Genomic DNA, 25,782 nt, shown 5'->3' on the forward strand with positions numbered 1-25,782 from the left:
AAAGGGGGCGTACCACGAAGTTGTGGTACGTCCCCTATCTAGATGATTACGCTTCGCGCTCAGCCCGCATATCGGCTGGTACGCGTCCGCGTTTTGAAATGATTTGTGCAATGATGAGAGCCACGATGAACGTCGCGAGGGCTGCAAAGAATCCAATCCACATCGATCCCGAAACACCGAGTACCAAATATCCGACAGCTGCCACGCCCGCTGAAATCAACGCGTATGGAAGTTGCGTCAACACGTGGTCGATATGGTGCGATCCAGCACCCGTCGAACTGAGAATCGTCGTATCCGAGATTGGTGAACAGTGGTCTCCGAACACCGCTCCGGCGAGAACAGCGGCAAGTGTCGGAAGCAAGAGCTCCGGCTCGACTGCCATAATCAAATCGGCTCCGATTGGAAGCATGAGACCGAACGTCCCCCAGCTCGTTCCTGTCGAGAACGCCATGAGACCGGCGATCATGAACAAGAGGAACGGCAAGTAAGATGGTGAAATCGAATCCGTAACGAAACTTGCCAAGTAGTCACCTGTCTTCATGTCACCGATGACGGCGATAATCGTCCAAGCAAACAACAAGATGAGCACTGCTGGCCACATGGCGCGAATTCCGCCCCATGTCGCTTGTCCATAGTCTTTCGCCGGAATCTTGCGGCCAATCAACAATAAGAGGGCGACAATCAAGCTGATGACAGCACCCGTTACCAGGGAACGTGTCACGTCTGTTGATTCGAACGCTCCGATCAACGAGAAGCTCTGACCGTCAGCGGCAAGCGCCTGTCCGCCCGTGTAGAGCATGGCCGACACCGTCGCGATAATCAAGGCGATAATCGGAACGATCAAGTCACGTACTTTTCCACCTTCATGTTCGTTCAAGTCTTCACTCATCCCCATCGGTGCACCTTTCGATGTATCGTAGAGCTCCCCTTGGAGGGCACGGAGTTCATGTGTGCGCATCGGTCCGATGGCAAGTCCCGTGTAGGCGACGTAAGCCGTCAAGAGAAGCGCGAATACCGCGTAGAAGTTCATCGGGATGATTTGGATGAACGCTGAGAACGATGAGTAGCTATCAATCGAATACTTCGCCAGGATACCTGCGATGATGGCGATGATATAAGCTCCCCAACTCGAGAGCGGGCTGATGACGCAGACCGGTGCGGCAGTCGAGTCAATCATGTAGGCGAGTTTTGCACGTGATACTTTTTTACGGTCTGTGAGCGGTCGGCTGATGTTCCCGACGGCTAAACTGTTAAAGTAATCGTCGATGAAAATTAAAATCCCAAGTCCGAACGAGACGAGACGAGCACCGCGGGCTGTCTTGACGTTTGAAGCGGCCCACTCTCCGAACGCGCGGGCGCCGCCCGACGTTTGGATGATCGATGACAAAATCCCAAGCAAGAGCAAGAACGCGATTAACAGCACGTTCCATTCATTGATGGCCCCATCCGCCCAAAATAGCGCAATGATGTTTGACCATAAATACTGAATCGATTCGAGCGGGTTGAAATTGTGAAGCAGTAGCACCCCTGCGATAATCCCGACACCGAGTGACGGAATGACTTTCCGTGTTGTGATGGCCATAATAATGGCGAGTAAAGCCGGTACGAGTGATAGTACCGAAGTTGAATAATCTACCATGCTGATTTCCTCCTCTTCTATTTGAGATGAGGCCCCCCTATGCTTAAAAAAACGCAAAGCGAGGGCATCGGCAACAAAGCCGACACCCTCGCTGGATGTTCCGTCTTTCTTAGCCGACTTGGAGCGCTCCATACGTAAATATGTATGGCAGTCTGACGGGTATTTCCCGTCAGCCCAGCACAAAGTCAGAGACATGACTTTACACTTCGGCGATCTTGCCTTTCTGTAGTCTTCACCGTTGTCATCCTCGGACTACTTACTCATCAGCATCGCACCTCTACCTCATCGATAGCACGAATATTCATTTAAAGTTACGTCTAAATTATCATAGGTCATAGTGACTAATCAATAGTTTTTTTCATCTCGGATGATTTGTTTTAACACAGCGAGTGCGGCTTGATCGTCAGACTCGACCGCTTTAAAGAAATCACTAAAGAAATGATACAAGACGAATCGTTCGGCGTGTGACGATGTATGGTCTTTAATCGTCAGTAAGACGAGTTGACGCAACCGCCGTTTCGTCCGCGTCTCGTCAGGCAATTCTTCACATCGATCCTGGAAGGCACGATACACAGAATTGATCAAATCCTCATGTTCATCATACGACCTGTTGTAAGCAACTTGTTCCATCTGTTATATCCCCCCTTTCCATTTGTACCGATGAAACTTGTCGTAACTATACCAACTTAACCAAGAGCGTTCAATCGTTTCGGGTCGTTCTTAACAAAAATCATACGTTAGACTGACTTACGACTCGATGAATGAGAACGTCGTCACGTCGAATAGTCCCATATCGGTCAATTTCAAATCCGGGATGACCGGAAGCGCCAGGAACGACATCGTCAAATACGGGTTGAAGTGACGATGGGCCCCGACGACGTCGAGCGCATCGTTCAACTGTTCGAGCACGTCCGCCACTTCCGCATAAGGACGTTTCGTCATGAGTCCACCAATTTCAAGCGGTAAGACGGCCAGCACCTTGCCTTCTGACACCGCGACGACCCCACCGCCCACTTTTTCAAGCGTCTCGGCAGCGAGCAACATATCGTCCGGGCTCACCCCGGCGATGACGAGGTTATGGCTGTCGTGCGCGACCGTGGCCGCGAGCGCCCCTCGTTTCAAGCCGAAACCGGTTACCGGTGCGAGGGCCATATGACCCGTCCCGTGGTGGCGTTCGATGACGGCGAGCGTGGCGATATCTTGCTTGAGGTCGGCACCAGAAGCATCCGGATGAAAGACGAGTCGCTCCCGTTTCGTCAAGAGACTATTCGGCAATACTTGAATCACATCGACCGCTTCTTCCTTCACGGCCAAACGGAACGAATCAGCCGTCAAGTCCGGCAGCTTCAGCTCACCTTTCATCGGTTTCGGCACTTCAATCCCGTCAGCCTCGAACGTCGCCTTACCATCTTTAGCGACGACTTTCCCGTTCACGTAGACGGTGTCAATCGTTACCGATTCGACGTCTGACAAGATGACAAAGTTCGCGCGCTTGCCCGGGGCGATAGCACCCACGTCGGTTAGTCCATACGCCTCGGCCGCGTGCAGACTAGCAACGGCATAGGCCGTCTCTGGCTTGACGCCTTGTTTAATCGCCATGCGAATGTTGTAGTCGATCCCACCCTCAACGACGAGATCGTCCAAATGCTTATCGTCCGTACAGAATAAGAACCGGTGGGCGTTGCTCTCCGTGATGGCCCGGCTGACTTTTTCCACGTTCCGGGCAACCGACCCTTCACGAATTTGAACGTAAAAGCCGCGACGCACCCGTTCGAGCGCCTCCTCAGCCGTCGTACACTCATGATCGGTCATGATGCCGGCCGTGCGATACACGTTCAACTGATCCGGGCCAAGACCTGAGGCATGACCGTCGACGACTTTTCCGGCAAGTTCTGTCTGGGCGATCTTTTGAAGCATATCCGCACTACCCGACTCGACGGACGGATAGTCCATCACTTCGCCGAGACCGTGTACGCCCGGATCTCCTAAAAACGGTGCCAAGTCCTCGGCGTATAGCTTCGCACCTGCGTGCTCGAACGGTGTCGCCGGCACACAGCTTGGGAGCATCATGCGCACATCGAGCGGCAAGCCTTTGGCATCCGCCAACATATACTCGATTCCGAGCGCCCCGTTGACGTTCGCAATCTCATGCGGATCGGCGATGACTGTCGTGACTCCGAGCGGCAGGACCGCCTTGGCGAACTCGTGAGGCGGTACCATCGATGATTCAATATGGACGTGTGAATCGATGAACGACGGTGCGAGCGTCCAGGACGGGTCGTGGTATTCCGTCTCCCCTTCGTAACCGTCCCCGATGGCCACGATGTATCCCGCATCGATAGCGACATCCGTGCGAATCGTCTCACGACTGTAGACGTCGATGACCGCCACATCTTTAAAGACGACCGCTGCTTTCTTTTTCTTCGCCGCGATGTCGATCAAATGTTGTTTCTCCATCTGTGTGTCTCCTTTTTCCTACGTATTTTTACTATCTTAACAAGAATAATCTTTCAGGCGCAATTTCTTTTTCAACTTATGCGACAATGAAAGCATATCTGTTTGAAAGGGGTTACACTTATGCAGTACAAATTAGGCAAATTGATGCCGCAAGTTGACGAGACGGTTTTTCTCGCACCTGGGTCCCACGTGATCGGTGATGTCACCATCGGCGCCCATTCCGGCGTCTGGTTCAACACGGTCATTCGAGGCGATGAGGGACCGATTCGCATCGGTTCTTACGTGAATATCCAAGACGGATCGATGGTCCACCAATATGAAGGTTCCCCGACAGTCATTCATGACCGCGTCTCCATCGGACATATGGCGATGATTCACGGCTGTGAGATTGAAGAAGGTTGTCTCATCGGGATGCATGCCACCGTTCTCGACGGTGCAAAAATCGGGAAGGGCTCGTTCATCGCCGCTGGTGCTCTCGTCACACCGAACATGCAAATTCCGGAAGGCGTCATGGTCATGGGCGTCCCTGCCAAAGTCGTCCGTCCGCTTAACGACGAAGATCGCTTCATCATGGAACGGACCGTCAACAAATATGCGAAACGAGCCGAGCAGTACAGACAGACGTGTGAACCACTGACATCCACATAAAGTTTGTGAAAGCGTTTACAAGATTCATAAAATGTTAACGATTTCCCCGATTTTTCTTTATGTTTCCTTTGTATACTGAGGATGTAGTCAAGCCGACGTGTCGAAAGGGGCCAATTTGTATGTATCCAAATCATGCCGAACTGATGTTAGACTTGTACGCTTCGTCCGTTAACCCAAGTTATTGCCTGCATATCGAGGATTCGTTCGATGATACGCTACAAGGTACACATCGAGAGGTTTGGGAACGACTGCAATTGGATAATAATATAGAGAAAGAAATTAAAACTGAGGGAACGTGAACACGATGATTCCAACGAATGTCATTCAAGACTGGCTTGCAGCCAAGTTAAAAAAATAAACCGAGCGCTCACATGAACGGCTCAGTCTCATTGACCTATAAAGATTGGCCCGGTCGTAGTCACCTACGCTCGGGCCTTTTCGTTCACTCAAAAATTGTCAAACTAGCGTCAATCGATTGACGTTGCTTCGTCGGTGGCACGTCTTCGTAACGACCGAGCTGGAGTAACCCGACAAACGTCTCACCTTCAGCTCCAATCATCTCTTGAAGCCTGGCATCCTCAAAAATACCGCCCGTCCGCCAGACGAGGCCGATTTGTTGCTCACTACACAATAAATGAAAGTTTTGAATCATCGTCGCCGTCGCGAGTAGCGCATCTTTCTTCCCTTTGTCCGTCTCGAACGCTTTCGTCGTCACGTAGACACATGCGGCCGCGTTACGAATCCGCCCGGCGATCTTCTCACGTTTCGATTCCGGTCCATCTTGAAACGCCGGTTCGAGCGCCTGAAGCAAGACGTCTTTTCCATCCCCGTTGAACAAATAGAGATTCCACGGTTCGACTTTGTTATGAAACGGCGCTTGGTGAGCTGACGCCAACAACTCATAGAGTACTTTCGTCGCAATTGGTTCTTCCGTGAACATGCGAATCGTCCGCCGCGATTCAATCAACTGTTGTCCTGCTGTCTTTTCCATTGAAGTCACTTCCCCCTCTGTTCTCTCTCCCCCATCATAATTAAAAGCATTTCTCATTTGAAGAAGAACGACTTCCATTAAAAAACGCATCCCTGAATCAGGAATGCGTTTATGGCGTCACGTCGATTGTCCGACAATCTCACAGGCGACCAAGTCTTCGAGCGTCTGTCTCCGGACGACGAGACGATGTGTCCCGTCTTTCACGAAGACGACGGCCGGGCGGAGCATCTGGTTATAGTTGCTTGCCATCGAGAAGTTATACGCTCCCGTCGCTTTGACAAGCAAGAGATCACCAGCTTCGACCGGCGGGATAAGCGAACGGTTCGAGATGATGTCTCCCGACTCGCAGCACGCCCCGACGATTTTCGCCTCGAGCGTCTTCGCTTCATCCATCCGTGTCGCCGCAATGACGTCATATTCAGCGTCATAGAGAGCGGGACGAATGTTATCCGTCATCCCTCCATCGACCGAGACGTACGTGCGGACACCGCTCACTTCTTTCACCGTCCCGACTTCATAGAGCGTCGCGCCGGCGTTGGCGACGAGCCAACGGCCCGGTTCAATGCCGATTTTCGGAAGCGGCAAGCCGAAGCGTTCCACTTCCGCGACGAGCGTGTCCATCACTTGCGTCATCGTGTCGGCGAAGTCGAGCGGGTCGTCCGACTCGAGATAGGCGACACCGAAGCCGCCACCGATATTCAAGACGTCGGCCGTATACCCCGTCTCTTGACGGATCGTCTCGATGAAGTTGACCATCGTTTTGACCGTATTGATGAACAGCGTCGGTTCTTGAATCTGCGAGCCGACGTGACAGTGAATGCCTCGCAGTTGCAGTCGTTCCGCTTGTAGCGTTGCTTTGATCGCTTCGAGATACGTATCATCATGGGTCGGGAAGCCGAATTTCGTATCGACCCCGCCCGTCTGAATCGCCTCATGGGCGCCTCCGACGACTTGTGGGACGATGCGGAGCAAGACATCGACGTCTACCCCTTGCTCAGCGGCCAGACCCGACAACAGCCCAATCTCACGCATGTTGTCGATGGTGAAGTGGGTAATTCCGTTCTCGAGCGCGAACGTGATGTCCTGCACCGTCTTGTTCGAGCCGTGGACGTGAATCCGGTCAGCCGGGACACCGGCGTGGAGCGCGACGAACATCTCGCCCCGCGAGACGACGTCGATGCTCAGACCCGCTGCCATCACTTTATCGTATACGGCCGCAATCGACATCGCTTTCGATGCGTACAGCGCGTACGTGTTCGGATACTTGTCGAGGAACGCGTTCCGGACAAGGTCGAGACGACGTTCGAGTTCAGGCTCGCTCATGATATAGAGCGGTGTCCCGTACGTCGCTTGAAGTTCACGGACGGACACGCCTTCGATCATACAAACTGATTGGTTGGTGGTGTACATACATTGCCTCCTTCAAAGCGATGCGGGACACGCCATGAGCGTGCGCATAATTGTTCTGAGTTATTGGCGTGACCGGTACGGGTCACGTCATCGATTTTCGTAAGATGGCCATACAGCTCCACACGATCTCCGACTTGTACGGTGTCATCGACGCGTAAAAAACTGTGGCTCATGAAAATGTTGCTGATGAACGGATAGGCTCGTCCTTCGATATGGGCTGGTAAGAAGCGCCGGGCTCGCATGAGTCCGTCACCATAGCCGACCGAGAGTACGGCGATGCGTTCTTTCGTCTCGGCCGTGTAGCCCGTACCGTAACCGACGTGGGCACCGGCCTCGATGTCATGCACGGCGACGACTTCTGTTTCCCAGCGAAACGCCGGGATGAGCCAATCGACCGGTTCGACCGAAGAGTAGCCATAGAGAAAGATACCGACACGGACGTGCGTGCAATGCCCGAGACGCGGGTCCGCTTGAAGCGTCGCTGCACTGTTGGCTGCGTGCACGATGTCGAACGTATGCCGCTCCATGAGACGATTCGACCAGTCGGCGAACCGCTCCACGTGCACACTGTGCTCGATTTCGGCGTTATCCGCGTCAGCGAGTGGGAAATGTGTACATAACCCGACAAGATCGAGCCCCTCGTCTTGGCAAAAGGCGACGATGGCCAACGCTTCCTGGAACGTCTTCGCACCGAAGCGGTTCATGCCGACGTCGAGCTTCAAATGAAGCCGGACCCCGTCGAGCTGGTCCCGTTGCGAGACGAGCCAGTCATAGGAACCGATGGCGACGTCAAGTTGGTCACGATGGACGCTTGTCCACTCGTATACCGGGTTCATGACAAGAACGCGTGCTTCCGGAGCTGATGCCCGGACCTCGCTCGCCTCGTCAAGCGTCGTCACCATGAAGTGACGCACCCCTTCTTCGTACAGTGTCGTCACAACTGGCTCCATCCCTAAGTTATAGGCGTTGTTTTTTACGACGGCGAACACCGGTCGGCCAAGCGCTTCAATCCGACGTTTGTTTTCGCGAACCGCATTCAAGTCAATTGTGACTCCCATACAAAAAACTCCTTTACTCTTTGACTCCAGCTTTGACGAACGTGACCCAATCACGGTGGCCTGCGATTTGTCCTGTCACAGCCTCACGGTAACGCGAGAGCATATTCGTCGCGACCGTTTGAACGCCGCCACCAATCGAAATATTGTCGATTTCGATGACGCTCGTCACTTCAGCCGCCGTTCCTGTTAAGAAAATCTCATCTGCGACATATAGTTCGTCACGTCCGATGTGGCGTTCGATGACCTCGAACCCTTCCTCACGGGCAAGTTCGATCACCGTTTGACGCGTGATGCCGTCGAGCACCGAGCAATCGAGTGACGGTGTGAAAATTTTGTTTCCTTTTACGAGGAAGATGTTGGCGACGCTCGCCTCGCTGACGTTTCCGTTCATGTCGAGGGCAATCGCTTCGTCATATCCGTCACGGACCGCTTCTCCTTTAAGGAGTTGCGAGTTCATATAGTTCGCTGCCGCTTTCGCTTGCATCGGCATCATCGTCGAAGAGACGCGGCGATACGAGGCGACTTTCGCACGGATTCCGACCGTCTTGCTGAAATATTCGCCGAGCGGCCAGCACGAGATCGCGACGTGTACTTTTGTTTCCTGCGTCGGCATGAGTGCCTGCCAAGGTGTGCCGAGGAAAACGAATGGGCGGATGTAACAAGCTTCAAATCCGTTGCGTTCAATCAATTCGATTGTTGCTTGTTCGAGCTCATCGACCGTGTACGGCAAGTCGACGTGATAGTATGCACACGAACGAACGAGTCGCTCCAAGTGTTCACGGAGTCGGAAGATGGCCGGGCCTTCCTCTGTGTGGTATGCCCGAATCCCTTCAAAGAACCCACTACCGTAGTGAATTGCGTGCGTCATGATACTCGTGTTCGCATCACTCGGCTCGATCCAAGCCCCGTCTTGCCACATCCATTGTCCATACTGTTCCATTGTTCAACTCTCCCATTCATTTTTGATATTTTCTGTCTATTATACGTTACAGGGAGCGTAAGTCATCAACAAGTTGTGTTTTTTCTGCGGTTTTTTCATCTTTTTGCTTAATGACGCGGGCTGGTGTACCGGCAACGACGACGCCTGGCGGTACGTCTTGCGTGACGACACTACCTGCTGCGACAACGGCATTTTCACCGATGCGGACGCCTTCCAAAATGACGGCGTTCGCACCGACCATGACACCGTCTTCGATGATGACCGGATCTTTTGAAGGTGGCTCAAGAACACCTGCCACGACAGCGCCAGCGCCAAGGTGGACGTTTTTCCCGAGTGTCCCGCGGGCACCGATGACCGCGTTCATATCGACCATCGACCCGTCACCGATGACGGCACCGATATTGATGACAGCACCCATCATGACGACGACGTTGTTCCCGATTTGAACGTGGTCGCGAATGAACGAACCTGGTTCGATGCGGGCATTCAACTGCGTCGTATCGAGCATCGGTACGGCGCTGTTCCGGCGATCGTATTCGAGGTGCGTGTCCGTGATGACGGCAGCGTTCGCTTCTAGGAAAGCAGCCGCACGTTCAGCCGTTGTAAGGAACAGTTTCGACTCGTCTGTTCCAAAAGCTTTGGCATCTTCGATTGTCAGACCGGCCAATTGACCGTTAACGTACAATTTGACAGGCGTTTCTTTCTTGGCATCTTTAATGTATTGCGCGATTTCATAAGCGTTTGTGAGTAACATGAGTGGCCTCCTCGTATAGGTTCGTTAAATTGTATAGTCCGGCTGGGCGGTCAAGAATCGTTGCCGCCGCAGCGAGTGCCCCGTTCGCGAAGACGCGTTTGGACAGGGCCGTGTGTTTCAATTCAAGCATTTCGTCGTCTCCGGCAAAGAGGACGGTATGTTCTCCAAAAATCGTCCCCCCGCGTACCGAATGCATGCCGAGTTCATCGGCTGCACGCGCTTCGCGGCGCGGTGTCCGGTCATATACCGGTGTCACGTCGCGTTTCGCCTCGATGGCACGGGCGAGCAATTCCGCCGTCCCGCTCGGTGCATCGACTTTTTTGCGGTGGTGCGCCTCAATCACTTCGATGTCATAACCGAGCGTGAGCGGGACGAGTTGGTCGAGCAACTGTTTCAGGAGCGCGATCCCATAAGACGTATTATACGACTGGAAAATCGGGATCTCCTGAGACGCCGCTTCAATTTTGACGAGCTCTGCTTCCGAGAAGCCCGTCGTCGCGATGACGAGCGGGATTTGCTTGGCTTTCCCGAACGCGAGTACGTCATCCAACAACGCCGGGTTCGAGAAGTCGATGACGACATCGACGTCGGCCTCGACATCTTGTATCGAGACGGGATGTTCCCCTCCGGCCGGTGAGACGATGGCTGCAACGGTCAAGTTTTGTGTCCGGGCGACTTCTTCGACGATCTGTCCCATCGCGCCGTATCCATGAATGAGTAAGTTCACTGTCTCACCTCATTGAACTGCTCCATTGCCGATAACAAGCGAGCCTCGGCCGTCGCGCTCATCGGGACGAGCGGGAGACGTGGTGCACCGAACTCGAAGCCGCGCGCATTGAGTGCTGCTTTGACCGGAATCGGATTCACTTCCGCGAACAATTCGTCGATGACCGGGAGCAGTCGGAGCTGCCATGTGCGTGCCGTTTCCAAATCTCCGGCGAGGAGCGCTTCAGCTAATGCGACCGTCGCACCCGGATAGACGTTCGAAAGGACCGAGACAACACCTTGCGCCCCCCAAGCCATATAAGGAAGGATTTGATCATCGTTCCCGCAATAGACTGGGAACCCTTCCGGTACGTGCGCCATCATTTGAGCCATCACTGAGATATCCCCGCTCGCTTCTTTGAGCGCAGCGATGCGTGGGTGATCAGCGAGTTCCCCAACCGTTGCCGGATCAAGGGCGACGCCCGTCCGCGATGGTACGTTGTAGAGCATGAGCGGAATCGGTGACGCGTCGGCAATCGCTGTGAAGTGGGCAATCAGACCCGCTTGCGTCGACTTGTTGTAATAAGGCGTGACGACCATCGCCATCTCGGCTCCGAGTTCGGCGGCCCGTTTCGTCTTTTGAATGCTGAGCGCCGTGTTGTTCGACCCGGTTCCGGCGATGATAACGGCGCGCCCGGCAGCGACTTCAATCGCTTTGACGAGAAGCGTCTCGAACTCTTCGTCCGTGATGGTCATGCCCTCACCAGTCGTTCCCCCGATCACGAGACCGCTGACACCTTCTTTAATTTGATCTTCAATCAACGCTTCCCATGCTGTGAGATTTAGCTGACCGTCTGCTTGAAACGGTGTAGCGAGTGCGGTTGCGACTCCTGTGAACATATAATCTCCCCCTTATTTCGTAGCAGTCTGCCCAATCATGCATTGGGCGATTTGGACGGCGTTCGCTGCCGCGCCTTTTCGAACGTTATCAGCGACGCACCAGAGATGGAACGTGTTCGGCTGTGACTCGTCGACACGGATACGACCGACGTACACGTCGTCTGTCCCGTTCGCATCGAGCGGTGTCGGATAGACGAGTTCCCCTGGGTTATCCATCAAGACGACACCTGGCGCGTCCGCGAGCACGGCTTTCACTTCGGCGAGCGTCGCGTCGCGGTCGAGCGTGACTGTGATGGAGACGGCGTGGCTGTTGCGGACCGGGACACGGACACATGTTGCGGTGACACCGAGGTTCGGCGCGTTTAAAATCTTGCGTGTCTCTTCAATCATCTTCTGTTCTTCTTTCGTATAACCGTTCTCTAAGAACACATCAATGTGTGGCAAGACGTTATCGTAAATCGGATACGGATAGTTCTTCGGCTCTTCCCCACGTGCTCCGCGTTCCAAGTCTTCAATCCCTTTTTGGCCCGAGCCAGAGACGGCTTGATACGACGTATAGGCGACACGCGTCAATCCGTATACTTCCGCGAGTGGTGCGAGCGCGACGACCGATTGGATCGTCGAGCAGTTCGGGTTGGCGATGAGCGTCTTGTCCGGGCTCAGTTCGACTCGGTTCACTTCCGGTACGATGAGCGGAATGTCCGCCTGCATCCGGAATGCACTCGAGTTGTCGATGACGATGACACCTTGTTCACTCAGGCGAGGCGCATATTGTTCACTGATGCTCCCACCGGCTGAGAAGAGCGCGATATCGATTGGGTCCGCATAAATCGCGTCCGACAGTTCCCGGATGACGACGTCCTTGCCGTTCACGTTCACGGTCTTCCCGGCCGAACGAGATGATGCGTACAACATCAATTCGTTAATCGGGAATTCATACTCGGTCAATACTTCAATCATCTTTTGGCCGACGGCACCGGTCGCACCGACGACGGCTACGTTATACATGTGGCGTCCTCCTTATAACTTGAAGCGGGTCGCGATGGCCGCGACGGCTGCTTCGACGTCTTGTTCGTTAATCGTGTACGAGATGCTAATCTCGGATGTCGTGACTTGATAGAATGGGATTCCGCTCTCGCGGAACGTGGCGAACAGTTCGGCTGCGACACCGGTCGCGTCACGCATGCCGATGCCGACGACCGAGATTTTCGCATGCTCGGTATGACGGTCGATTTTGATTTGTGGGAACGTCTCAGTCAGTTCCGCGAGCGCCTCTTCGAGAAACGCTTCTTCATCGAGCGGACAGGTGAACGACAGGAATACTTCACCATCGAACGCGGTCTGACTGATCATATCGATATTGACATGACGCTGTGACAATTTCTCGAAAATGTCGGCAACTCCTGCCACCGAATGTGGAATATGTTTGATTGAGACGCTGAGCACGTTCTTCACGACGCTCACGCTCGTCACCGCTTTTTGTTCCATCGCCTGTGTCATATCCATGATCCATGTTCCTCCTTCGCTCGCAAGCGTCTTTCCTACAAAGATGTTCACATCAAATTTTTTCGCGAGCTCTACGCTACGCATCTCCATCACTTTCGACCCGAGCGCGCTCATCTCCATCATCTCGTCATACGAGACGGTATCTAATCGGCGGGCCGTCGGATGGATGCGCGGGTCAGCCGTATAGACACCGGCGACGTCTGTGTAAATCTCACAGCGTTTGCTGAGGACGGCGGCCAAGGCGACAGCGGTCGTATCCGATCCGCCTCGTCCGAGCGTCGTCACATCACCGAACTCGTTGACACCTTGGAAACCGGCGACGATGACGACGTCATATGTCCGGAGCTTCTCTTCGAGCACTTCTTTGCGAATCGCCTTGATTTTACTTTTCGTGTGAATGCCCATCGTGTCGATCCCGGCTTGTTGTCCGGTAAGCGAGATGGCAGCCACGCCTCGAGAGTTTAAAGCGATGCTGAGCAGGCTGATCGTCTGCTCCTCACCGACCGCGAGCAAGCGGTCCAGTTCACGAATCATCGGGCGTTCCGTGATTTGTTTGGCGAGTGACAACAGTGAGTCAGTCGTTTTCCCCATCGCGGAGACGACGACGACAAGTTTTTCTCCGGCCGCGGCCCGTGTCTGTAAATATTCGGAAATGGCCTGGATTTGTTCAATCGTGGCAACGGAGCTGCCTCCAAATTTCAATACGGTTGTCATCAGGTTCCCCACTTTCATGATGTCCACCAACAGAAAAAGCGGCAGACCGGTAGGAAGCACTCTCCCTACGGTCTGCCGCTTGTACGCGCAGTTGAAAAACGATTAAAGAATCGTTCCGTAGATAGCGCTCCATGGCATTTCATCCATGGCAGTGTAGGCGTTATTCACGACTACCCCAGCCTTCGTTCGTACGCATGCGAACGTCGACTTCGGCGAAATTCCCCTTTCGGCTCGATCCGGAATGCGTCCGTGTCGATCAAGCGTACTCATGTCATTCGCAACCTCTATCTGTCAGTTGTTAGTTTTAGTTATAACAAATGCATCCCGGCTTGCCAACCTTTTTTTAGAAAAAAGGAAAATTTCTAAAAACAATCACCACGTCTTCTTCATCATCCGATGCGGGATGTCCGCGTCTAAAAAATCGTCCCCGTACGCCTCATATCCGAGACGCTCATAGAAAGGGAGTGCCGTCAGTTGAGCGCCAAGTTTGAGCTCATGTAACTCGCTCGTCCGGGCGAAGGACTCGATAGCGAGCATAACCTCCTTGGCATATCCGTTGCCGCGCGCCGAAGCGAGTGTGGCGACGCGCTCGACTTTCCCGACCGCGTCACCGATTGGACGCAGACGCGCCGTCGTCACCGGCTCACCGTCCACTGTCCCGACGAAATGGATACAGTCTGGGTCAAGCTCATCATATTCGATTTCAGGGGCGATGCCTTGCTCGTGAATAAACACTGTCGCCCGCACAACCCGTGCCTGTTCAATCAGTTCTGCTTCCTTGCCGTGCTCAATCTTCAACATGATACCATCCCTTCCTGAAGCCGTTTCACGATTTCTGCCGTCGCGCGTTCCAACTCGATGACCGATTCGAATCGGGCCTGGGCTTGTTTATGACTGCCGCCACCGCGACCGATGCCGAGGTCGTCGAGCGTCCGTTTTAAGAATTTACCGATGGCGATGTCATGTGTCCCGTCATGCATGAGCCATAGCTTTTGACCCGCATGATTGGCTCCGACAGCGATTCGGCCCGTCGCGGCGATGCGTTCGACGATGGTCGTCGTCAACGTCTCCGCTTCCGTCTTACCGATATGGGTGATGACGTAATTGTCTTCCTGCAAAAAGGCAGCGACTTTCGCTTTCGCGACACGCGCCTCGAGCGCCTTCACTTCCTTGTCCCGCTCGAGACGAAGATTTCGTTCCTCGAGGACACGGGCAGCGACCGTCTCGTTCGTCGTCGATAACGTTTGGTGAATCGTCCGCAACGCCGTCCGTGACGAATGGATGGCGGACAAGGCCCGGTGACCGGCAACATACGTCAAACGAACGTTCCCACGAACTTTCTTCATCGAGGTCACATGGACGATCCCAAGTTGGCCGGTCGTCTCGACATGTGTCCCACCGCACGCGTTGTAATCGAGTCCCTCAATGTCGACGATCCGGATCATCCCGGTGCGATCGGTCGGTTTGCGTAACCGATCGACCTCGACCTCTGCGGACGCGAGTTCGTACGTGGAGACGGGACGGTTCTCAAAGATGATGCGTTGCACGTCTCGTTCCAACGACTCGATTTGAGTCCAATCGAGCGTCTCTGTCTCGATTTCAAGCGACGACTCCTCTTGTCCGATGCCGAAGCTGAGCGTCTGAATGCCGTATTCGTCTTCCAATAAAGCTGTCAACACGTGCTGAGCCGTGTGTTGAATCGAGTGGTCGTGACGGATCGCTTCATCGACTATGCCGGTCACGAACGTCCCACGTTCGAGCCCCGGTTCGACTAAATGCCAGACGACCTCCTCGACCCGTTGCACATCGAGAACGGGTTGTCCGTCGAGTGTTCCGACGTCCGGAGGTTGGCCCCCGCCTTCCGCATAAAATAATGTGGATTCAAGCGCGACCCACGTCCCGCGCGCATCGGTGCGCACGTCGGTCACCGTCGTTTCAAATTGCCATGGCTTCATCTTGATCGCCGCCTTTTCTGTAGGATATGTTCAGACAACTAGTCTAATTTGGTCTATAATAAGAAACACTTACTTTAGCAGTCAGGAGCGATATGCATGTTACAGATTGATAAACAATCACCGCTACCTATTTATTATCAAATCGAAGCCTATTTAAAGCAACAAATAGATGCCGGCGAGCTCCAACCCGGGGAATCCATCCCATCCGAACGGGAGTTTTCCGAGCGCTATAACGTGAGCCGGATGACGGTCCGCCAAGCGATCACAAACTTGGTCAACGCCGGTTATTTGAGCCGTCAAAAAGGCCGAGGCACGTTCGTTGCCAACAAGAAAATCACGATGGCCTTGTCCGGATTGACAAGTTTCTCGGAAGAAATCAAACATCGGGGCATGCGTCCGTTTAGCCGCCTGTTGTCGTTCCAGACGATTTCAGCCCCGGCCAAAATCGCCCAAAAATTGAGCGTCGCGCTCGACACGCCCGTCTATGAGATGCGACGTCTCCGTCTCGCCGATGAGAACGTGCTCGCCCTCGAGACGGCATACATCCCGGTCGCCTTACTACCGAACTTGACCGAGACAGATGCCGTCGGTTCGATTTACGAGTTCGCCGAGCAGTCAGGGCTCCGGTTGAAGAATGCGACCCAAACCCTCGAGGCGAGGAGCGCGGGACCGGAGGAAGCAAAGCTGTTGACGATTTCTCCGAACGCCCCTGTGCTCTTAATCGACCAACGGACGTATCTCGAGAACGGGGACATGTTCGAATATAGCCGTTCCTTGTTCCGCGGCGACGCCTACTCGTTCACCGTTGCGATGGAACGCACATAAAAAATGGTTTGCCGCGGACGGCAAACCATTTTTTTATTGTGCTTCATACGTGATTCCGGCTGGGTCGTACATATACGTCTCAAGCTCGGTATCGGTCATCGGCTCGACTTCATTCCCGGCATCGGCCTGTTGGACGCGGTAACGAACTTCTTCGAGCAACGGCTCGTTCAAGAAGTAATAGAAATGACCGTCGACACCGCGGGCCCCTTCACCGGTCAACTGATATTGAACCGTGTTGTTGAGGGCGCCGACGTCCTCGATTAAACGCATATAATCGTTCGGACCGAGCGTCGTCTGCATGTTGTCCCCGACTGCTTTCAACACTTTGTCGTAGTTGTTGATGAGCGACGTGCCGAGCGCTTGGTCAAGGACGGCATTGATGACTTCCATCTGACGCTGTCCGCGACCGATGTCTCCGCGTGGGTCGTCATAGCGGTTACGGACGTAAGCGAGTGCCTCTTCGCCCGATAACTGCTGAAGCCCTGCTTCGACTTGGACGACTTCTCGTGAGGCGTCGTAACTCTTCTGTTCAGACGAGAACGGGACGTCGATTTCGACCCCGCCGACGGCATCGATGAAGTCGACGAACCCTTGGAAGTTGAGGGAGACGACGTGGTCGATGTCGATGCCGACCAAGTCTTCAATCGTGTTCGTCGCCATCCGCATACCGTTGTTCGGGTTCGATTCATCCATCGACCCGAAGTAATAGGCGTGCGTGATTTTGTCTTGATCGAGACCCGTCTTACCGTACGGGATATTGAAGCCCGTATAGTCGATGTTGACGTACGAGTCACGCGGGATGCTGAGCATCGTCGTCTGTTTGTTTTTCTTGTTCAGAATGACGACAATCATGACGTCAGACCGACCATACTCGCCGCGCGCTTTCTTCTGCGGGGACAAGTCCGTCCCGAGCACGAGGAAGCTCTCGGTATCCTCTTTATCAAATCGAGTCGGTTCGATAGTCGGATCATCCTCAAGCGTCACTTGAGTACCTGACAGCATGTTATGCGCTTTATAAAAAGCCGTTCCATACATGCTTGAGCCAACGATGACGGCAATCAATACAAGGGCGCTGAACAGCTTATAAAACGCAGACGGGCCTTTGCGCCGTCTACGAGCTTGGGTTCTTGAATTCATGAGTTTCTCCTTCGCGATCGAATGATATGAGCTTCACCTATTATAGAGGAAACCTCGACTTTTGTCGAAAACGTTTTGATTACAAATCCATTTCCATACAATTTCCCACAGTTAACGAGAAAAAACCTGGAGACACTTGTCTCCAGGTCATCAAGCTCGGATCGAAAAGAATCGGTCGGCCGCTTCACTGCCACGCGCCTGTAACACATTGCTACAAGCCGAGGCCGCTTCGGCATCGAGCACGATGGTCACACTTGGATGCGCCTGTAAGATGGAAGCCGGCCAGTCAATCGTCGGCACGCTCTCAATCATGTGATGCACGGCTTCGGCTTTACGGGTACCGGTCGCGACGAGGACGATCTCGCGTGCGTTCATAATCGTATCGAGTCCCATCGTGATGGCCTGCGTCGGCACGTCTTCGATTGAATCGAAGAAACGGCGGTTCGCTTCACGCGTCGACTCGGTCAGTTCGGTCACATGCGTCTTCGCATCGAGCGCGGTACCCGGCTCATTGAAGGCGATATGTCCGTTCTCTCCGATGCCTAGCAATTGCAGATCGACACCAATCGAGCGGACGAGCTGTTCATAGCGTGCCGCTTCCGCTTCCGGGTCGGCCGCGTCACCGTGAGGCAGATGGCTCTGTTTGAATGGGATGTCATTGAACAGCTTCTCTTCCATGAAGTGATGATAGCTTTGCGGATGACTCGGCGCGAGCCCGATATACTCATCAATATTGACGCTCGTCACATGACTGCAGTCGAGCCGATCTCGTTTGAACATCTGATACATCCCGACCGGTGTACTGCCTGTCGCGAGTCCGAGCACGAATTCGCGCTTCCCGGCGACCCGCTCCTTGATGAGTGTATATGCGATTTCTTCTGCGTCCGTCGGTGTGTTCGCCACTAATATGTTCATTGCATGTCCTCCTTCGAATAACTGACCTCTCCTTGATGAATCGTCGTCACGACCGTCATTGCGTCATCCCAAATGACGAGATCCGCGTCGAAGCCAGGCGCGATGGCCCCTTTGTTCGTCAAACCGAACTCACGCGCTTGGTTCGCCGACGTCATCTTCACCGCTTCTTGCACCGTGCATCCCGTGTATAACAGCATGTTGCGGAACGCCGCGTCCATCGTCAAGACGCTGCCGGCCAAGTTCCCGGCTTCGAGTCGAGCCGCCCCGCCTTCGACGATGACCGGTTGACCCCCGAGTTCATAACGGCCGTCCGGAAGACCTTTGGCGCGCATCGCATCCGTAATGACGACGAGACCGTCTGCCCCTTTCATGCGATAGGCGAAGTCGACCATCTCGTGACGGCTGTGAATCCCGTCTGGAATGATTTCAACCATGACGTCCCGCTCCAACAGACAATAGCCGACCGTTCCCGGCTCCCGATGATGAATCCCTCGCATCTGATTGTATAAGTGCGTGCCATGCTTGACGTTCGCTTCCTTGTTCTCGGCAAACGTGGCGTTCGTGTGTCCGGTCGATCCGATTGCACCGGTTTCACCCATCACCTGTTCAAGCTCACGTGCTCCCGGACGTTCCGGCGCATACGTGACGAGGCGAATGTGACCGCCCGCCTCCTGTTGCCATGTGCGGAATTGATTTGCATCGGGATCGATAATATATTCGGCCGGCTGTGCCCCCGCATTGTCGACGTTGACGAACGGTCCCTCTAGATGGATGCCGACGAGTGACGTGTCTCCCGCCTCGATGACAGTCCGGGCTGCTTGCAACGCCTTCGTAATGGCAGTCGGTGACTGTGTAATCGTCGTCGCAAAATAAGACGTCACACCTTCAGCGAGCATCGAACGGCTGAGATGACGTAGTCGATCCACGTCCGCATCCATCGTATCGACGTCGTAACCGCCGTGGATGTGGACGTCAATCATGCCTGGCGTCACGAGTGCCCCACGAACGTCAATCTCTTTATCTGTTCCTGCCTGATAGTCCTCCATCGCACCGACGCTCACAATCGTCGTGCCATCGGATTGGATATAGCCTCGTTCCCACGTTTCGTCCCCCGAAACGATGTGTGCATTGATGATCACCATAATCGGTCATCCACCTTTCTTCAAGTAGCTTCATCGTTATCATATCAAAAACCAGTATAGTTGTATAGACCAATATTACCAACTGACAAACTTGATTTCCCCAGTTCTTTGCCCATCCTGTTTCCCCCTCAAACAACAAAAAGGCTGACGCCGTAGCGTCAACCTGTCTCGGTTAGGATGTTTCGTTCGTAATCGGTTGGGCCTCATACCGTTTGACGATATGAATGAGACGCATGACCAGCAACACGGCTCCGGCCGCTAGACCCGCAATCAAACCAATCCAATAGCCGTCCGGTCCGAAACCGAACTGTTCGGCAAGCGCATAGCCGAGCGGGAGGCCGATGACCCAATAGGCGATGAGCGACAAGATGAGCGTCACGTTGACGTCCTTGAACCCGCGTAAAATCCCTTGAATCGGGGCGGCGACCGCATCCGATAATTGGAAGAAGACCGCAAAAATCATGAAGTGGGCCGCGAGTTCCACGACGGCCGCATCGTTCGTATAGATGGCCGCAACCCGTTCATTTTGCCAAAACAGAAGCGCTCCCGAGAATGATGACACACCGAGACAAAGGACGATACCGATTTTGGCATAGCGTACGGCATCCTTCAGCCTCCGGGCCCCGAGCTCATAGCCGACGACAATCGTCAGCGCGCTCGACGCGGACAACGGCAACATATAGACAAATGAAGCGAAGTTGATGGCCGCTTGGTGGGCCGCGACGATATTGTCTCCATATTCACTCAAGAGCAACGTCACCGCCGCAAAGATGCTCACTTCCGCAAAAATGGCGAGACCGATCGGTGTCCCGAGCTTGAGCAGTTCTTTCTGTCTCGGCCAGAAGATACGCTCCACTGAGCGCAAGAAACGATATTCAAGGAAAGGCTTGCCGTTCCGGACAAACGCGAACGCCATAAAGAAGAGCAACCAATATGTGATGGCCGAGGCGATTCCCGCCCCGACACCGCCATAGGCCGGGACGCCGAGTTTTCCAAAGATGAAGATGTAATTTAATCCGACGTTAATGGGTAACCCTAATAGTATAAGTAGCATCGAGATTCGCGTTTTGCCGAGCGAGTCCATGAGCGTGCGTAGCACGTTGAACAAGAACATCGGCAACACCCCGAATCCGAGTGCGAGCAAATACCCTTTGGCAATCCGTTTCCCTTCCTCACTCAGTCCCATGCCGTCGACAGCCGTCGGGACGAGCCAAAAGCCGAGGACGAGCGTCGCGATGCTCAGACCGATCGCTAAGTATACGCCTTGGTACAGCGTCCGTTGAATCTGCTGGATATTGCGGGCCCCGAGCGCCTGGGCGACGATTGGGGCGACAGCGAGCAGAATCCCGCTCAACCCCGTATAGACCGGCATCCATAAACTCGACCCGACACCGACCCCCGCCAAATCGACGGCGCCGGCTCGGCCCGACATGACTGTGTCAAAAAAGCTGATTAAGTAAAAGGACACTTGTGTCACCAAAATCGGGAAGAAGATGGTGAAGAACAGTTTGATTTTTTCATTTAGTGAATGTGTTTGATACATGGGCAACCTCATCTCATTTCAGAAAGGAAAAATTAGAATGAATCAACGGAATGCGGAAAAATTAAAATATGAGCTGTTAGAGACGTGGAACACGTTCAATCATTATATGACCGAGGCGCTCACGTTTCAAAACAGTGAAGATATCCACCAAGCCCGGGTCCATCTACGCAAGCTATTGACGTTCATGCAACTGTACGACACGAAGCCTTCGACGTATCGTCAATTGAAACAGTTGATGGAGGCGCTCGGTGCGGTGCGTGACGGAGATGTCCTCCTTGAAGGATTTGCCGTCGAGACCGAGCTCGATCAAGCTTTTGTTGAGCATGTCGAAACACAACGGGCCAAGGACCGCACGCTGTTGAAAGCGCGTGTGACCGAAAAAATGACGCCTTCGCTTGACCAGCAAGTCCGTCGCTTCATTGGCGGGCAGCTGTTCCGCGCCTTTCGCAAACAAGACGCGGCGGTGTTTCTCGATAAAGCCAAAGCCGACCGCAAGCGGCGCATCGCGACCCATCACGCAGCGACGAAACGGAACGACCGGCTCGATACCCTCCACAAAGTCCGGCTCGCCGTGAAGCGGGAGCGCTATTTGAATGAGTACTTATTGAACTATGAGCCGAGCGCCTCAAAAGACCAAGTTCAAAAACTGAAGCGGCTCCAGACCGAACTTGGTGATATGAATGACCGGCATCAGCTGTTGTTGCGCTGGACCGATTTCACGCCGCCAGCCGCCTTGACCGACGACTATAAAGAAGTCGTCCAGAAGCTGCACACCCGACTCGACGAATCGGTCGACGCCATCAAGCTTTAGCGCGACGTGTAGCGTTCGACGAGCAGTTCAAGCAACTTCATCCCGGCAATCGAGTTCCCTTTCGAGTCGAGGGCGGGACCGAAAATCCCAAAGCCGACATCACTCAATCCGAGCTCGTGTTTGCCGGTCGCGAGAATCGCACCCGACACCCCGCTCTTTCCAGGCAGGCCGACACGGACGGCAAATTCACCCGATGCGTCGTACATGCCGCACGTCGTCATGATGGCTTTGACGATACGGACGACGCGACGCGGAATCAATTCCTCGCCTGTGACCGGGTCTTCGCCGTTACCGGATAGAATCCGGCCGATGCGAGCCAAGTCAAAACAATCGATTTCGATGGCACACTGTTTCGTATACACATCGATAATCTCATCGACATCGCCCTCGACGATTCCGTGATGGCGCATGAAATAGAGCAAGGCCCGGTTCAAGTCGGTCGTCTCGTATTCCGAGCGAGCGACTTTTTCGTTATACGTGACTTCCTCGACCGGGACATCGAGCAACGTCGCCAAAAATTGACGGAACTGATAGATTTTCAGCTCCGCCGTGTCCCCTAAAATCATGCTCGTGACCGCGAGCGCCCCAGCGTTAATCATCGGATTGAGCGGTTTCGATGGCACCGTCTCTTCGAGTTTGGCAATCGAATTGAACGCATCCCCCGTCGGTTCCATACCGACTTTCGAGAACACGTAATCTTCTCCGAACTCCATCAAGACGTAACAGAGCGTCAACGCCTTCGAGACGCTTTGAATCGTGAACTTATGATGGACGTCCCCCGCATGAATATAAGAACCATCAGGTAGGCAAATTGCCACGCCGAGCAAATCATCTTGTACATGCGCGAGCTCCGGAATATAGTCGGCGACTTTTCCTTGTGCTGTGTACGGACGACACTCGTCGACCAAATGCGCCAACTGCTGTTCCAATACGTTCATCCAATCACCCCATGTCCGATAGTTTTTACCCGGGTCATCTTAACATATTTGAAGACGGTTAACCATCAAGTGGACCGTCTTCCTTATCCGGCTTATACCATTCCTCGTCGGCCCATATGACCGATGGGCTGTCCTCGTCACCTTCGAGCTTCTCACCATGCCGATTCATCGAGACGATGAACGCGATAATACCGACCACGACGACCGCCGCCGTTATCCCGAACCAAATCATAGGTGGTCCTCCTTCCAATCGTGACGAATTTGTCTAGAACCGTGTGAGACTTATCCTATGTCTACGTCAACATTCTCGGTACCGTTAGTAGGAATACTACATAGAAATGGGTGAATGGATTGAACAAGATTGCAATCATCGGTGGAGGGATTACCGGCATGGCCGCCGCGTATTATGCGAAACAGGCGGGAGCGCATGTCACATTGTATGAAGCAAGTGACCGGATTGGCGGAAAAATCAAGACCGTTTATCGAGACGGCTTCGTCTTAGAATGCGGGCCGGACGGATATATGGCCCGTAAGCCGACATTGACCGAGCTGATCACCGAACTTGGGCTTGACGACGATCTCGTCCGGTCGATGACCGGGACCTCGTACATTTACGTCCGGAACCGACTGCGACAGATGCCCGCAGGTTCGGTCATGGGCATCCCGACCAAGTTCTGGCCGATGGTCAAGACGGATCTGTTCACATGGCGCGGCAAGTTTCGGGCCGGTATGGACCTCGTGTTGCCCCGCGTCTATGCGGGATCAGATATCTCGCTCGATACGTTCTTTCGGGCCCGGCTCGGGTCGGAAGTCGTCGAGGCGATGATCGAACCGCTCCTGTCTGGGATTTACAATGGTACGCTCGACGATATGAGCATCGAGTCTACTTTCCCTCAGTTTATCACGATTGAACAAAAAACACGCAGCCTGATTCTCGGTATGAAAGCATTGACACCTCCTGTCCAAGCCGGTGTCAAACCGCGCGAGGCCGGTAAATTTTTATCGCTCGGCCAAGGGCTTGGTGTCTTGATCGAGGCGCTCCGTCCATCGATTGATCGCCTCTGTCTCGGGACACGGGTCGCGGCAGTCCGGCCCCATGAAGTGGTGCTCGAGGACGGAACGGTCGAGTCGTTTGACGGCATCGTGTTAGCCACCTCGCCGAACGCGCTCGGCCCGCTCCTCGGTCTCCCAGAAGCGGAACGGTTGTCGTCATTGAAACGCACGTCTTCCATCACCGTGCTCGCGGCGTTCGAGAAAGCAGACGTCGAGGCACTCGACGGGACGGGTTACGTCATCGCCAAAAGCGAAGGCAACGCCTTGACCGCTTGTAGCTGGATGCATAAGAAATGGCCGCATATGGCACCCGAAAACAAGGCGCTGTTACGCGTCTACATCGGCTCCGCGTTCGTTCCCGACCTGTTGACGGAATCCGACGAGACGATTGCCGATTTCGCGCTCCGTGAGCTTCGAAAAATTCAACACGTCGGTAACCCGATCTTCACGAGAGTCGAGCGTCACGTCGACACGATGCCGCAGTATGAGGTCGGCCATAAACAATACGTGCGCGCGTTCGAGGAAACATTGTCCTCCCTCGACGGCGTCGAAGCTTGTGGGGCGATTTTGCACGGCGTCGGTCTCCCCGACTGCGTCGACTCGGCCAAACAAGCCGTCACCCGCATCATGGCAAGACAGGTGGTGTCCGTATGAAACGAATCGACTACAACGAGAATCCGTTCATCGTCATTTGGGAAGTGACACGCGCCTGTGCACTGTCATGCGTCCATTGCCGGGCCGAGGCTCAGTTCCATCGTTATCCGGGTGAACTCGACACCGCCCAAGGTAAGGCGCTCATCCGCGACATTCATGCGATGGACAACCCGATTCTTGTCTTCACAGGTGGCGACCCGCTCATGCGCGAAGACTTGTTCGAGTTGACGGAATACGCCGCCTCGCTCGGAATGCGCGTATCGATGACCCCATCGGCAACGCCACGCGTGACCCATGACGCCGTCAAACGGGCGAAAGATGCAGGATTGACGCGTTGGGCGTTCTCGCTCGACGGTCCGGACGCCAAGTCACACGACTATTTCCGGGGTACCCGCGGCAGTTTCGAACGGACGTTGCGCGGTATCTCTTACTTTCGGGAAGAAGGCATGTCATTCCAAATCAATACGACGGTCACGGAATATAACGTCGATCAACTCCCGGACATCGCCAAACTCGTCGGTGAGCTCGGTGTGTCGGTTTGGACGCTGTTCTTCCTCGTGCCGACCGGCCGCGGGTCGCTCCTGCAGCCCGTCTCCCCAGAACGGCATGAAGAAGTCCTCCGCTGGGCGTTCGCTTTGCAAGAACACGTCCCATTCATCATCTCGACGACTGAAGCCCAGTTTTATCGGCGTATCGCCCGGCAAGAGAACTTGAAACGAAAACAAGTTGGATTGTCGCCCATCGGCCATCCGCATGACGATCTCGCCAAGGCACCCCGCGGCACGAATGACGGGAACGGTTTCGTGTTCATCTCGCATACGGGCGACGTGCAGCCGTCCGGTTTCTTACCGATTACGTGCGGCAACGTGAAACAAACACCGCTCGCCGAGATTTACCGGCACCACCCGGTTTTTAAATCACTACGCGATCCCGATACCCACCACGGAAAATGCGGCTACTGCGAGTATCGTTACGTATGCGGCGGCTCGCGGGCTCGCGCTTATGCCGTCACCGGCGACTATAAGGCCGAAGAACCGTACTGCATCTATCAACCTACACCTATCTCATAAACAAAGAGCGCCGGCAT

25 protein-coding genes and 2 riboswitches are annotated in these 25,782 nt (G+C 54.2%); of the genes, 5 read left to right on the plus strand and 20 right to left on the minus strand.

Annotation, left to right across the window (positions count from 1 at the left end; genetic code table 11):
* Nucleotides 1-46: 46 nt before the first annotated feature.
* From KNP71_RS12215 to ade, 3 genes are all read right to left on the minus strand, one after another.
* On the minus strand, nt 47-1,639 hold the full coding sequence (locus tag KNP71_RS12215; protein WP_214799614.1) for a Na+/H+ antiporter NhaC family protein: 1,593 nt from the start codon (nt 1,637-1,639) through the stop codon (nt 47-49).
* A gap of 113 nt (nt 1,640-1,752) precedes the next feature.
* A riboswitch (Lysine riboswitch) is annotated at nt 1,753-1,927 on the minus strand.
* Nucleotides 1,928-1,984: 57 nt separating this feature from the next.
* Nucleotides 1,985-2,269 carry a hypothetical protein gene (locus tag KNP71_RS12220; RefSeq protein ID WP_138859995.1) on the minus strand — a complete coding sequence of 95 codons (285 nt, stop codon included), beginning with the start codon at nt 2,267-2,269 and terminating at the stop codon, nt 1,985-1,987.
* 117 nt (nt 2,270-2,386) lie between these two features.
* Nucleotides 2,387-4,096: an adenine deaminase gene (gene ade, locus KNP71_RS12225; RefSeq protein ID WP_058765696.1), complete on the minus strand. Its 1,710-nt coding sequence runs from the start codon at nt 4,094-4,096 to the stop codon at nt 2,387-2,389.
* A 120-nt stretch (nt 4,097-4,216) separates the two neighbouring features.
* Here ade and KNP71_RS12230 point away from each other — a divergent pair, with 120 nt between their 5' ends.
* Nucleotides 4,217-4,744 (plus strand): gamma carbonic anhydrase family protein, encoded by a 528-nt coding sequence (locus tag KNP71_RS12230; protein ID WP_029596089.1) that lies wholly within the window; start codon nt 4,217-4,219, stop codon nt 4,742-4,744.
* 442 nt (nt 4,745-5,186) lie between these two features.
* On the opposite strand, the gene KNP71_RS12235 is transcribed toward KNP71_RS12230, so the two are convergent.
* The 11 genes from KNP71_RS12235 to KNP71_RS12285 form a co-directional block, all read right to left on the minus strand.
* The gene (locus KNP71_RS12235) at nt 5,187-5,735 is read right to left on the minus strand and encodes a nitroreductase family protein (protein WP_021065234.1); all 549 of its coding nucleotides are present in this window, start codon (nt 5,733-5,735) and stop codon (nt 5,187-5,189) included.
* Between the two features lie 117 nt (nt 5,736-5,852).
* The gene (lysA, locus tag KNP71_RS12240; protein ID WP_058765694.1) at nt 5,853-7,145 is read right to left on the minus strand and encodes a diaminopimelate decarboxylase; all 1,293 of its coding nucleotides are present in this window, start codon (nt 7,143-7,145) and stop codon (nt 5,853-5,855) included.
* Entirely contained in the window at nt 7,115-8,203 is a 1,089-nt protein-coding gene (gene alr / locus KNP71_RS12245) for an alanine racemase (protein WP_021065232.1), read from the minus strand. Before alr ends, lysA begins: the two co-directional genes overlap by 31 nt.
* Before the next feature lie 13 nt (nt 8,204-8,216).
* Nucleotides 8,217-9,143 carry a branched-chain amino acid transaminase gene (locus KNP71_RS12250; protein ID WP_021065231.1) on the minus strand — a complete coding sequence of 309 codons (927 nt, stop codon included), beginning with the start codon at nt 9,141-9,143 and terminating at the stop codon, nt 8,217-8,219.
* A gap of 46 nt (nt 9,144-9,189) precedes the next feature.
* Nucleotides 9,190-9,897, minus strand: coding sequence for a 2,3,4,5-tetrahydropyridine-2,6-dicarboxylate N-acetyltransferase (gene dapD, locus KNP71_RS12255; RefSeq protein ID WP_021065230.1), 708 nt, complete (start codon nt 9,895-9,897; stop codon nt 9,190-9,192).
* Nucleotides 9,875-10,624 (minus strand): 4-hydroxy-tetrahydrodipicolinate reductase, encoded by a 750-nt coding sequence (gene dapB, locus KNP71_RS12260; RefSeq protein ID WP_131472929.1) that lies wholly within the window; start codon nt 10,622-10,624, stop codon nt 9,875-9,877. The genes dapD and dapB overlap by 23 nt, the downstream gene beginning before the upstream one ends.
* A complete protein-coding gene (dapA, locus tag KNP71_RS12265; RefSeq protein WP_021065228.1) occupies nt 10,621-11,502 on the minus strand; it encodes a 4-hydroxy-tetrahydrodipicolinate synthase in 882 nt (293 codons plus the stop codon). Before dapA ends, dapB begins: the two co-directional genes overlap by 4 nt.
* A 12-nt stretch (nt 11,503-11,514) precedes the next feature.
* Nucleotides 11,515-12,510 (minus strand): aspartate-semialdehyde dehydrogenase, encoded by a 996-nt coding sequence (locus tag KNP71_RS12270; RefSeq protein ID WP_214828207.1) that lies wholly within the window; start codon nt 12,508-12,510, stop codon nt 11,515-11,517.
* Between the two features lie 12 nt (nt 12,511-12,522).
* The gene (locus KNP71_RS12275; RefSeq protein WP_021065226.1) at nt 12,523-13,722 is read right to left on the minus strand and encodes an aspartate kinase; all 1,200 of its coding nucleotides are present in this window, start codon (nt 13,720-13,722) and stop codon (nt 12,523-12,525) included.
* 114 nt (nt 13,723-13,836) lie between these two features.
* Nucleotides 13,837-14,017: riboswitch (Lysine riboswitch) on the minus strand.
* A 77-nt stretch (nt 14,018-14,094) separates the two neighbouring features.
* Complete coding sequence (locus KNP71_RS12280) at nt 14,095-14,523, minus strand: GNAT family N-acetyltransferase (RefSeq protein WP_214756704.1); 429 nt, start codon at nt 14,521-14,523, stop codon at nt 14,095-14,097.
* Nucleotides 14,517-15,677, minus strand: a complete 1,161-nt coding sequence (locus KNP71_RS12285; RefSeq protein WP_214830778.1) for an alanyl-tRNA editing protein — start codon at nt 15,675-15,677, stop codon at nt 14,517-14,519. The genes KNP71_RS12280 and KNP71_RS12285 overlap by 7 nt, the downstream gene beginning before the upstream one ends.
* A 96-nt stretch (nt 15,678-15,773) precedes the next feature.
* Between KNP71_RS12285 and KNP71_RS12290 the strand changes: the two genes are divergently transcribed.
* On the plus strand, nt 15,774-16,502 hold the full coding sequence (locus tag KNP71_RS12290) for a GntR family transcriptional regulator (RefSeq protein ID WP_029596096.1): 729 nt from the start codon (nt 15,774-15,776) through the stop codon (nt 16,500-16,502).
* 33 nt (nt 16,503-16,535) lie between these two features.
* Here KNP71_RS12290 and KNP71_RS12295 read toward each other — a convergent pair whose 3' ends face one another.
* From KNP71_RS12295 to KNP71_RS12310, 4 genes are all read right to left on the minus strand, one after another.
* Nucleotides 16,536-17,639: an LCP family protein gene (locus tag KNP71_RS12295; protein WP_021065222.1), complete on the minus strand. Its 1,104-nt coding sequence runs from the start codon at nt 17,637-17,639 to the stop codon at nt 16,536-16,538.
* A gap of 150 nt (nt 17,640-17,789) precedes the next feature.
* Nucleotides 17,790-18,554 carry a glucosamine-6-phosphate deaminase gene (gene nagB / locus KNP71_RS12300; protein WP_214830780.1) on the minus strand — a complete coding sequence of 255 codons (765 nt, stop codon included), beginning with the start codon at nt 18,552-18,554 and terminating at the stop codon, nt 17,790-17,792.
* Nucleotides 18,551-19,696: an N-acetylglucosamine-6-phosphate deacetylase gene (gene nagA, locus KNP71_RS12305; protein ID WP_029596100.1), complete on the minus strand. Its 1,146-nt coding sequence runs from the start codon at nt 19,694-19,696 to the stop codon at nt 18,551-18,553. Before nagA ends, nagB begins: the two co-directional genes overlap by 4 nt.
* A gap of 172 nt (nt 19,697-19,868) precedes the next feature.
* Complete coding sequence (locus tag KNP71_RS12310; protein ID WP_029596101.1) at nt 19,869-21,239, minus strand: MATE family efflux transporter; 1,371 nt, start codon at nt 21,237-21,239, stop codon at nt 19,869-19,871.
* Nucleotides 21,240-21,276: 37 nt separating this feature from the next.
* On the opposite strand from KNP71_RS12310, the gene KNP71_RS12315 reads away from it, so the two are divergent.
* On the plus strand, nt 21,277-22,050 hold the full coding sequence (locus tag KNP71_RS12315; protein ID WP_131472924.1) for a CHAD domain-containing protein: 774 nt from the start codon (nt 21,277-21,279) through the stop codon (nt 22,048-22,050).
* On the opposite strand, the gene glsA is transcribed toward KNP71_RS12315, so the two are convergent.
* Both glsA and KNP71_RS12325 read right to left on the minus strand, forming a co-directional pair.
* Nucleotides 22,047-22,988: a glutaminase A gene (glsA, locus tag KNP71_RS12320; protein ID WP_021065217.1), complete on the minus strand. Its 942-nt coding sequence runs from the start codon at nt 22,986-22,988 to the stop codon at nt 22,047-22,049. The two genes, KNP71_RS12315 and glsA, sit on opposite strands and share 4 nt — an antisense overlap.
* Before the next feature lie 58 nt (nt 22,989-23,046).
* Entirely contained in the window at nt 23,047-23,220 is a 174-nt protein-coding gene (locus KNP71_RS12325; protein ID WP_165569465.1) for a hypothetical protein, read from the minus strand.
* A 110-nt stretch (nt 23,221-23,330) separates the two neighbouring features.
* Here KNP71_RS12325 and hemG point away from each other — a divergent pair, with 110 nt between their 5' ends.
* Complete coding sequence (gene hemG, locus KNP71_RS12330; protein ID WP_214830782.1) at nt 23,331-24,695, plus strand: protoporphyrinogen oxidase; 1,365 nt, start codon at nt 23,331-23,333, stop codon at nt 24,693-24,695.
* Nucleotides 24,692-25,765 (plus strand): TIGR04053 family radical SAM/SPASM domain-containing protein, encoded by a 1,074-nt coding sequence (locus KNP71_RS12335; RefSeq protein WP_214830784.1) that lies wholly within the window; start codon nt 24,692-24,694, stop codon nt 25,763-25,765. The genes hemG and KNP71_RS12335 overlap by 4 nt, the downstream gene beginning before the upstream one ends.
* Nucleotides 25,766-25,782: the final 17 nt, after the last annotated feature.

It is taken from the genome of Exiguobacterium sp. s56, from assembly GCF_018618255.1.
Classification (GTDB): domain Bacteria; phylum Bacillota; class Bacilli; order Exiguobacteriales; family Exiguobacteriaceae; genus Exiguobacterium; species Exiguobacterium chiriqhucha.